We start from the raw sequence: 7,416 nt of genomic DNA, 5'->3' as shown, positions 1-7,416 counted from the left end.
TAATGATAGTGATACAATAAATGAATTAAACCAGAAATTTAAGCTAGATCTAACAATTTAATTGTTAAATGATATTGTTTAGAGATATAATTCCTAAAAAATTAGACAAATAATTTATCTATAAGATTTGGTTCTGTATTACACTGAGCTAAGTCTTTCTTAGTTTTAATACATTTGTTATTATATAGGCTTTTATTGATTATTTCTTGTTTTAATTCAGGGGAATAGTAACTATTCTTCCCATTTTTAACACTCTCTATTCCATAACGATCAATTCATCTTGTCACATACCTTAGCCCGAAACATCTACACAAAATCTTTTTGAAAGCTGATTAAAGATTTGTACTTGCTTTCTAAGTTCATAGATCTGAACCTTAACCTCATTTGTCAATCCCATAATAAAAATAAGGACATTCCAATTGAACTGCACCCCAAAAGTTAGACAGAAAAAATCTAACTTTTGGGGTGCAGTTCATATATAGGCGCTATTTTTTCTTGAACAAGCGGATGTAGTCCTGTTTGCTATGAATAATATCTGATACAAAGACAGCTTTTCTGTCCTCTAAAATATGATAGAATGCTAGGTAATCTCCTAAAATGATGCATCGAGTTTTGTGGGGTGGGTATATAATCCCTCCTACTCTTTCGTCAGCATCAAATCCTGCTTCTGGGAAGACTTCAAGACGCTCCAAACCATAAAGAACATTCTTAACTGTGTTTGCTCCTGCCTGTTCTGAAAAGTAGTTAGCTGAGATATAATCTTTAATACCTCTTAGCTGTTCTTGTACCGTTTCGGAGATAATGATGCTATATGCCTTCTCGTTAAATTCCAAGGTTAGCCCTCACTTCATCAAGACTGTAAGTTCTTCCATGTTCTAAATCCTCAAAGCTACGAGCAATTTCAGCACGCAACCCTGATAGAAGTTCTTCTCTTTCTTTATCTACTTGAGTTTCAAATGGCAAGGCTTTATTTTCTACAATATGTTCTAAAAACAAGTTAAAACTGGCTGTCATATCAAGATTTTGCGCTGTGATAATAGCTTTAGCTTTCTCTAACAAGTCTCTGTTAGTCTTAAAATTTACCTGTGTGTTTTTTTCTAAAACATTCATGGTAGCACCTCCTTTAGACTATTATATCACTTTGAACTATACAGGTCTAGTTACGTATAGACGATTATAGCTGGATACTAAGAGAAATCAAAAAGCACTAGGGGAAAACGCCCCAAAGTGCTTAATTTCAAGGCTTTACAGCCTATCTTATTTAATAAAATATTACAACATTTTGTTGTAGAATTCAACGACAAGTGCTTCGTTGATTTCTGGGTTGATTTCGTCACGTTCTGGCAAGCGAGTCAATGAACCTTCCAATTTTTCAGCGTCGAATGATACGAATGCTGGACGTCCAAGAGTAGCTTCTACTGCTTCAAGGATTGCCGGAACTTTCAATGATTTTTCACGAACTGAGATCACTTGACCTGGAGTTACGCGGTATGATGGGATATCAACGCGTTTTCCGTCAACAAGGATGTGACCGTGGTTTACGAACTGACGAGCTTGACGACGAGTAGTCGCAAGACCAAGACGGTAAACAACGTTATCTAAACGACGTTCCAAAAGAAGCATGAAGTTGAAACCTAGGATTCCGCCTTTGATTTTTGTAGCTTGTACGAACAAGTTACGGAATTGTTTTTCACCTACACCGTAAGTGAAACGAAGTTTTTGTTTTTCAGCCAATTGCAAACCGTATTCTGACAATTTAGAACGGTTGTTTGGTCCGTGTTGTCCTGGTACGTAGTTACGACGTGCCAATTCTTTACCTGTACCTGTAAGTGAAAGGCCAAGGCGACGAGATTGTTTCCAAGATGGTCCTGTATAACGTGACATGTGAATGTCCTCCTGATATAAATAATATTTCGGTGGAAATAGTCACTTAGAAAGCCCTGATTCGTGCAGATGCCCTTCGCCTAAACAGCCAAGGTTACTTATCATAAGACACCTGTTGACGAGCTTCATGCTTTCCTGCTGATATTTCACACAAAATCTATTTTACCATGAATAGCTGGATTTGTAAAGGGGTTTTAGGCTTTATTTTCACTACCAGAGAGATTAAGAAGGAGGGTAAAGGTACTTCCTAGACCGTACTGGCTGCTGACTGTGATTTCCCCACCCAATTGATGAGCCAATTCACGCGCAATCGCAAGACCAAGACCATGCCCACCTGTTTTCATGTTACGCGAAGTTTCGACACGATAAAGGCGTTTGAAAATATTCTCCAAATCCTCTGGGGCAATGCCCTGCCCCTCATCGGTCACACTGATTGAAAGCTGGTTCTTCTCCAGCTTAGCCACCACTTCCAGCTTGGTTCCTGGAGCAGAGTATTTAAAAGCGTTATTGAGCAGATTCACCAAGATACGAGAAAGCTTAGCATAATCTCCTTCAGTCCGGGCAGACTCTGGGATTACCTGCAAGTGGACATCTCTTCTCTCCTGCTCAATCAAAAACTGAAATTCACTCATGCACTCAATCAAGAGCTGATCCAGAAAAATGCTGTCTTTGCTGGTCGTTTCCATCTGATTTCTAGCTGTATTTAGAGTCAAAAAATTCAACTCTTCAACCAGTTTATTGAGTCTTTCCGTCTGACGCCCAATGGTTGCTAGATAATGAGCTTGCTCCGACTCCTTGATAACCCCATCCAAAATCCCTTCTACCGTCGCTTGGATTGAAGTGATAGGAGTCTTGATATCATGCGACAACTGGGCAATCATCAAGCCCTTTTCTCGTTCGCTTTCTTCCAAGGAATCAAAGCTTGCCTGCAAATCATGGGACATTTCATTAAAAGCTTGGCCTAATTGTTGAAATTCTAAAGGGCCTTGAACCTCCAAATTTGAAGGAAAATCCTTGTCCGCTACCCGCCTGGCATGCTCCTTGAGTTTGCCCAACGACGTAAAGACCGGCGATAGGAGAAAGAGACTAATCCCAGCACCGACAAGGCTGGCAACGATGGTCATCCCAAGCAAAAAGTAAATCTCGCCTTTCGCAATCAGCATTTTTTGAACAGCCCAAAAAACAACCAAAATGGTTAAGAGGGTTGAAATAATATATCCAACCAAAATATAACTTTTTAGTTTCATGTTTGTCCTCTCGGTTTCTCTATCTTATATCCCAACCCCCAAACTGTCTTAATAGTGGGCGTTTGGTCACTACTATATTTTGCCAACTCCTGTCGAAGAGCATGGATATGCACATTCAAGGTATTGGTGTCATCCACATAGTCTTCTTGCCAGACTTTTTCATAGAGGTCTGTCTTGGAGAAAACTCGCTCTGGATTGCTAGCTAAAATCCACAGCAATTCAAATGATTTAACAGTTAAATCCAGCATTTCTTCTCCTATTTGAACTTCATGGCTACTATGATTCATTTTTAGATTGCCAAGGGAAATCAGCTCTGTTTCGCCCCCACGATGAAGGCGGCGCAAAATATTATGGACACGCAAAACCAGCTCACGTGGGCTAAAAGGCTTAGCAATAAAATCATCTGCTCCCAAGCTCAGGCCGTAAATCTTGTCCTGTTCACTGGTCTTAGCAGTAATAAATAGGAAAGGCTGCTCTGGTGATAAGTATTGAACCTCACTGATTAAATCATAACCATCCATCCGAGGCATCATGACGTCTGTGATAATCAAATCAATCGGTTTTTTCTTGAACAGCTCTAACGCTTCCAGTCCATCATGGGCTACCAAGACCTGATAACCTGCCTGAATTAAGTATCTCTGATGAATATCTGTGATTTCTACCTCGTCGTCAACGAGTAAAATTGTCTTTCCCATCTGTCTCTCCTTTGATAAAAACAGTGCTATACTGCTTTAAGTATAACACTATTTTTATTGTTTTACGATGATTTTAATCTGCTATTGAAAGAAAGTCCTGATAGCTGATTGAGTTGGTAAACTAGCCTTAGTCAGCCCACTATCCATCATTTATTTCCTTAGCTGATTAGTTTTCTTCTTTTTTGTTTTTCAAACCTAGACCACCGAGTAAACCTGCAAGTGCAAGCCCAAGGAAACCAATACTTGCCATTGATGTTTGAGCTTCACCAGTATTTGGTAGCATAGCTTTATCATCTGACATCATCTTGTCTGACATCATCTTGTCTGACATCTTGTTAGCAGAAGCAGCCATATTTTCACCTGCCATCGTATTGGTAGAGCTTGTCATGGTGTCAGCAGGCATGCTATCTGTAGTACTTGGAGCTGGAGTCTCAGTCTTCATACCTGATTTTTCCATTTGGTCATTTGCTGGCATTGCTTTATCAGTCTCTTTGGCTGGTGCCATCATGTCCTTATGGTCAGCAGCTGTTTGATGAGTCGCACCTGTAGCAGGATTGTGATTCATCGGAGTCACGCCAGAACCAGAGTTAGAAGATGAGAATGAAGCATTTGCTGTGTCTGATGTTTCTTTAACATTTATCTTAATAGTAACTTTTTTAGCTGCTACGACATTTGTCAAATCTGCTTTACCATCTTTGTTGCCATAGACATTGACTGTAGCGCTGTAGGTTTTAGTGCCGTTTGCTCGGAACTGGTCAATGAGTTCTTGTTTTTCTTTGCCAGCCACGTTTCCGTCCAAGGCTACTTGATAGAAGTATTGCCCTTTGGTCTTCACGTTTTCGCCTAGTGGAGATAGGGCTGGGTTTTTAGCGTCGCCGTTATCTGACCATGGAGCCTTGTCAGATGCCTTAAGCAAGAGACGAGTCAACATGCCATCACCTGCGAAGAGTTCGTATGGAATCACATGGTTAACACCAGCTGTGAATGGACCGTCACCCTTGGCTTGTTCTAGGTAGGCTGCTGGAACATCGATACTGTCTTTAACGTTGTCTGCAACGGCTTTTTGAACTGTTTCTTTAGAAATTAAACCGTTTATGTTAATAGTGACTTGTTTAGTTGCTACGACATTTGTCAAATCTGCTTTACCATCTTTGTTACCATAGACATTGACTATAGCGCTGTAGGTTTTAGTGCCGTTTGCTCGGAACTGGTCGATGAGTTCTTGTTTTTCTTTGCCAGCCACGTTTCCGTCCAAGGCTACTTGATAGAAGTATTGACCTTTGGTCTTCACGTTTTCGCCTAGTGGAGATAGGGCTGGGTTTTTAGCGTCGCCGTTATCTGACCATGGAGCCTTGTCAGATGCCTTAAGCAAGAGACGAGTCAACATGCCATCACCTGCGAAGAGTTCGTATGGAATCACATGGTTAACACCAGCTGTGAATGGACCGTCACCCTTGGCTTGTTCTAGGTAGGCTGCTGGAACATCGATACTGTCTTTGATGTTGTTTTTAACTGCAGATTTGACATCGCTTCTTGTTACAAGACCGTTCAAGGTAATATTGACTTTACGTTCCTTGACAACCTTATTCAAATTTGGTTTATCACCGGCTGCTTCATAGACAGTCAGGGTAGCTTCATAGGTATTTGTACCATTAGTACGAAGTGTATCTAATAAATCCTGATCTTGCTTACCTGTAGTGTTACCATTCAAAGATACTTGATAGTAATACTTGCCATCAGGTAAATTTTTCACTGGTGGAATTTTTTCATTTTTATCCTTACCATTATCTGACCATGGAGCCTTGTCAGATGCTTTGAGCAAGAGACGAGTCAACATACCATCTCCTGCGAAAAGTTCATATTTAAGCGGTTTGTTTACACCAGCCAAGAAAGGACCGGAAGCTTTGGCTTGTTCTAGATAGCCCGCTGGGACATCGATACTGTCTTTAACATCCTCATCGACAGCTTTTTTAATATCTTCTGGACTTGCTTGTTTCCCATCCACATCAGCTGTATCTACAGCTTCTTTTAAGACATCTGCTAGCTCTGAATTTTCTTGAGCTTCTTCACCTTTTTCAAAAAGTGTATCCAGACGAGAAGGGCTTGTCTCCTCGCTCACTTCAGTTACTTCTGTAGGTGTAGAAAGTGAGTTCGTATTTCCAGCAACGACCTCAGGTTTCGCTTGAGCAAGAACAGTATCTCCCTGAGTTTCTGCTAAGTCACCCTCTTTCGTTCCCGATGTCTCTTCAGGTACAACTTGAGCAGGGGTCGGATTGACCCCATCGGCACGTACAGAACTTGGCTGACCAACTAGGACAAAGAAGCCACTAGCCACAACAACTGAGGCAACACCGACACTGAGACGGCGAATAGACCAACGAGTATATCTTTGATTTGGATTGAATTTCATAGGGTTCTCCTTAGAGTTTTTCTTTATTTGATGACTCTAGTATAATATCCTAAAATTAAAAAGGACTAAGAAAAAGTTAAAATTTTTCTTAAATCCCTCTTATAAAATACTTATATCAATTAAATCCATAAACAGATTTGGTGATTTGATAGACGACATTGGACAGTTTGCGAGCTGGCAAGACTGAATGTTTGGTCAAACGGCTAAGCATGGTCTTACGGATAGCCTGAAAAACCTCTGGATTTTCCTGCTGAATATAGGTCCACAGCTCCCGTTTTTTTGCCAAATGCTCTGCTGTACCTGCTCGATTGAGCAGGGCACTGGAAATCACCGTCGTAATCTCGATATGATTCAGCAGATATTCTCGCATTTTGGGGTGGCTCACTTGGGATAAATCAAGCTGGTCTACCAAGAGTCGATTGACTTTAAGTTGCTGGTCAATGCGCTTAATCATCACTTGCTCATTGACAGACTGGTCCTCACGCCCAATCAAATAACGATAGAAATCGACAGGCAGATAGTACATGGTCTTGACCTGCTGAAGAGGGGTAAAGACAAAGAGATTATCGACATAAAAAGTATGCTCAGGCAGTTGGAACTGGCTAGCACGCAACAAATCTGTCCGATAAATCAGCGAGTGCATCATGATATACTGGCCTTTGGAGAAATTTCCGACCTGGTCCCAGCCAAAAATCTGCCGAACAGGCAAGACTGACTCGTAGCTCATACTCTTCTTACGAGACTGACCTTCCTTTTCGTAAACAAAATTAGTCACAAAGGCGTCAACCTCTTGACCCTTACTCTCAAGTTCCTGCAAGGTTTCAAGAGTTTTCAAGTAGGCACGGGGATCCACCCAGTCATCACTGTCAACTACTTTAAAATAGCGCCCAGAAGCCTCTACCAAGCCACGATTGACCGCACCGCCATGGCCCTTATTTTCCTGATAAATGGCTCTAACGATGTTAGGATACTTGTCGGCTAAACGCTCAGCGATTTCCTGAGTCTGGTCCTGAGACCCATCATTGATAATCAAAATCTCAACTTGCTCACCACCAATCACTAGCGACTCCACACAGTAATGAAGATAGGCTGCAGCATTATAGCTAGGAATGGCGATAGACAATAACTTCATAATCTACTCCTTTAGGGGACTGATTTTTCTTACTCAATGAAAATCAAA

General features: G+C 41.1%; 7 protein-coding genes and 1 pseudogene. All 8 read right to left on the bottom strand.

What is annotated here, in order from left to right:
• Positions 1-185: 185 nt before the first annotated feature.
• Positions 186-397, bottom strand: a pseudogene (locus HT701_RS11645) (IS3 family transposase); the annotation flags it as partial.
• 88 nt (positions 398-485) lie between these two features.
• Entirely contained in the window at positions 486-833 is a 348-nt protein-coding gene (locus HT701_RS10605) for a type II toxin-antitoxin system RelE/ParE family toxin (RefSeq protein WP_000395510.1), read from the bottom strand.
• Positions 823-1,110 (bottom strand): type II toxin-antitoxin system RelB/DinJ family antitoxin, encoded by a 288-nt coding sequence (locus tag HT701_RS10600; protein ID WP_023939238.1) that lies wholly within the window; start codon positions 1,108-1,110, stop codon positions 823-825. The genes HT701_RS10605 and HT701_RS10600 overlap by 11 nt, the downstream gene beginning before the upstream one ends.
• A gap of 162 nt (positions 1,111-1,272) precedes the next feature.
• A complete protein-coding gene (rpsD, locus tag HT701_RS10595) occupies positions 1,273-1,884 on the bottom strand; it encodes a 30S ribosomal protein S4 (protein WP_000092760.1) in 612 nt (203 codons plus the stop codon).
• Positions 1,885-2,078: 194 nt separating this feature from the next.
• Positions 2,079-3,131, bottom strand: coding sequence for a HAMP domain-containing sensor histidine kinase (locus HT701_RS10590; protein ID WP_101514402.1), 1,053 nt, complete (start codon positions 3,129-3,131; stop codon positions 2,079-2,081).
• Positions 3,128-3,826 (bottom strand): response regulator transcription factor, encoded by a 699-nt coding sequence (locus HT701_RS10585; RefSeq protein WP_000520643.1) that lies wholly within the window; start codon positions 3,824-3,826, stop codon positions 3,128-3,130. The genes HT701_RS10590 and HT701_RS10585 overlap by 4 nt, the downstream gene beginning before the upstream one ends.
• 166 nt (positions 3,827-3,992) lie before the next feature.
• Positions 3,993-6,236, bottom strand: coding sequence for a PavB family fibronectin-binding SSURE repeat adhesin (locus HT701_RS10580; protein WP_172931513.1), 2,244 nt, complete (start codon positions 6,234-6,236; stop codon positions 3,993-3,995).
• Positions 6,237-6,351: 115 nt separating this feature from the next.
• Positions 6,352-7,368, bottom strand: coding sequence for a glycosyltransferase family 2 protein (locus tag HT701_RS10575; RefSeq protein WP_000771879.1), 1,017 nt, complete (start codon positions 7,366-7,368; stop codon positions 6,352-6,354).
• Positions 7,369-7,416: the final 48 nt, after the last annotated feature.

It is taken from the genome of Streptococcus sp. 10824, assembly GCF_013276595.1.
GTDB lineage: Bacteria > Bacillota > Bacilli > Lactobacillales > Streptococcaceae > Streptococcus > Streptococcus pseudopneumoniae.
This window is presented reverse-complemented; position numbering and strand designations above follow the sequence as displayed.

Coding starts and splice junctions, on each gene's coding strand:
- HT701_RS10600 (WP_023939238.1), bottom strand. CDS start 1,110: ATGAATGTTTTAGAAAAAAACACACAGGTAAATTTTAAGACTAACAGA.
- rpsD (WP_000092760.1), bottom strand. CDS start 1,884: ATGTCACGTTATACAGGACCATCTTGGAAACAATCTCGTCGCCTTGGC.
- HT701_RS10590 (WP_101514402.1), bottom strand. CDS start 3,131: ATGAAACTAAAAAGTTATATTTTGGTTGGATATATTATTTCAACCCTC.
- HT701_RS10585 (WP_000520643.1), bottom strand. CDS start 3,826: ATGGGAAAGACAATTTTACTCGTTGACGACGAGGTAGAAATCACAGAT.
- HT701_RS10580 (WP_172931513.1), bottom strand. CDS start 6,236: ATGAAATTCAATCCAAATCAAAGATATACTCGTTGGTCTATTCGCCGT.
- HT701_RS10575 (WP_000771879.1), bottom strand. CDS start 7,368: ATGAAGTTATTGTCTATCGCCATTCCTAGCTATAATGCTGCAGCCTAT.